Source organism: Leyella stercorea DSM 18206, from assembly GCF_000235885.1.
GTDB lineage: Bacteria > Bacteroidota > Bacteroidia > Bacteroidales > Bacteroidaceae > Prevotella > Prevotella stercorea.
Genome location: NZ_JH379410.1, coordinates 1 through 2130 on the forward strand (window position 1 = coordinate 1; position 2130 = coordinate 2130).

Below are 2130 nucleotides of genomic sequence, written 5' to 3' on the forward strand. Positions count from 1 at the left end.
GGGCAGTACGAGGATGAAGAAACGGGATTGTACTACAACAGGTTCAGGTACTACGATAGTTCAACCGGAGCTTACCTGAATCAAGATCCTATAGGGTTATTGGGTGGTATTAATCAATATGCCTATGTACATGATTCTAATAGTTGGATCGACTTATTTGGATTAAGTCAGACATATTGGTTAGAGAAAGCTTTAACCGAAGTTGGACGAGCTTTACAACCAGGGCAAACAGCACATCACATTGTTAAGTTGAATGATGACAGGAACCCATATACACAATTATCACGAGACATTTTAGAAAGAGCAGGATTATCTCCAAACTCAGCAGCTAATGGAGCAAGATTATGGGGAACACATCCTAATCAAACAGCGATGCCAAATCATCCCGGTAAAATATCCGCAATTAATACAGGAAATTATCATGCTGGTAAACATATTCATAGTTCTGCGAATGATAAGTTAATATATAAGATACTACGAAATGCGGAAAGAAAAGGTTTGGATATTGAAAAAGTTTTGGAAGATATTGGAAAGCGCATGGAAAATGGGACTTGGAAAAATAGTGTAGGATGTCATTAAAAAAATAGAATGTATGAACATTATTAATAATAAAGATATTGCAATCATAAAGCAACAATTAGCAGAAGAGTTGTGTAAAAACATTGTTACATTTGAGGCTTTGCTATTAGAACAAGAGCAAAAAGTAGTAAAGTGGCAGTTTGCTAATGATGAATTTTATTCTCCTATTCCTTTTTATCATGAACTAAATAAATTGAAGCAAGGACGGTTGTTGAAAGATATAGAATTTGCAGATCGATTTAATAGAGCAAACGTATTTTCATTTGGTTTTTCAGAAGATACAAGATTACTTTTAATGCAAAAATCAAATGGGAAAGATTTAGGAGTTAATTCTAAAGTATATGAGTATAAAAAAAATGGTATTGTACAATATTTTACAATCTGCACGTATTATTCAAGTCGCTTACCCAATAAACTAATTTCATTAGGAATATTAACTCCGATTACAAATGATATACAAATAGATCTTGTCCTATCAAGTAATAAACAAAATTGGGCTGTAACAGTTTATAAGTATGAAAGAGGTCTTGTAACCAAAAGTTATAGATATTCAGAAGGTTGGAATGGGCAAACTGAATATGATTATATATATAATCAAGGCTTACTTGAAAGAATAAAAATAGGAACTATTGACTGGTGGAGATCTCCTAAACTATAGCTATAAAGGAGAATGCTATCAATTATATGATAATTTAGATATTGGTAAATGGTAATAGTATTTTTATGGCCGAGGGATATAATAGTTTAAGTAGTGCGCAATCTTATGTATATATCGTTGGATAATAAACAAATAATCATTATCCTTGTGTTATAAGTGTCTTACCATAATATAGGTTTGTTCTTTGAATATATTTTTTAAATTGAACACAATCAGACAGTAAGACAAACTGCGATGGCTAACTCTATACCTAACATCAATAAATAATTATTCTGTTCCAGTAAATAACGTTGAATTTGTATTTTCTTAAAAATAAAATTAGTAATTGCAATACAATGGACGAGAAATTTACATGGATACCATTCTATAAAGAATTATCCGATTGGCTATTTGGAAAACAGAATAGCCAGCCAGAACTTATATCTACGCTAAAAGAAATCGGTATTACCGGTTTTCGCGATGGCACAGAAAAAGGCAAAGAGATCACACTGCAAGAAATAGACCCGTTCACATTCTTGGCGTATCTCAACAAGTTTCACTCCGATGAAAGGAGAGTTGAAATCTTACAGGATTTAAGGCGTAAGCTACCTTTTAAATGTCCAGAACCGACAGATGTATCAGGCATCCCGACAACACATCCCATGAAAGTGCATCTATTCCCATGGAAGACAATCAGGGACAACAATGATATAAATGTATTATGGGAATTGTTCGGACAGGTAAAAGAAGGGAAAGTAGATGAAAAACTTTTTCAAACGGCATTGAACATTAAAAGTGTCGGAAAGGGAAAACTCAGTATTGTTCTGTTCTACGCTAATCCGGAAAGATATGTTCCTTTGGACTCCAACACTTCATCGTATCTAAGAAGTAAAAAACTGGGCTACACTTATGAT

General features: G+C 33.2%; 2 protein-coding genes and 1 pseudogene. All 3 read left to right on the top strand.

Translation table 11 applies throughout. The features are described 5' to 3' along the window. A partial coding sequence (locus HMPREF0673_RS14500; protein WP_007899004.1) for an RHS repeat-associated core domain-containing protein occupies positions 1–579 on the top strand: 579 nt, incomplete at its 5' end. 13 nt (positions 580–592) lie between these two features. Continuing rightward, positions 593–1237 (top strand): hypothetical protein, encoded by a 645-nt coding sequence (locus HMPREF0673_RS05220; RefSeq protein WP_007899005.1) that lies wholly within the window; start codon positions 593–595, stop codon positions 1235–1237. Between the two features lie 335 nt (positions 1238–1572). Continuing rightward, positions 1573–2130, top strand: a pseudogene (locus tag HMPREF0673_RS05225) (FRG domain-containing protein); the annotation flags it as partial.

Excerpts from the sequence above, each read along its gene's own strand:
- HMPREF0673_RS05220 (WP_007899005.1), top strand. The coding sequence starts at position 593 with ATGAACATTATTAATAATAAAGATATTGCAATCATAAAGCAACAATTA.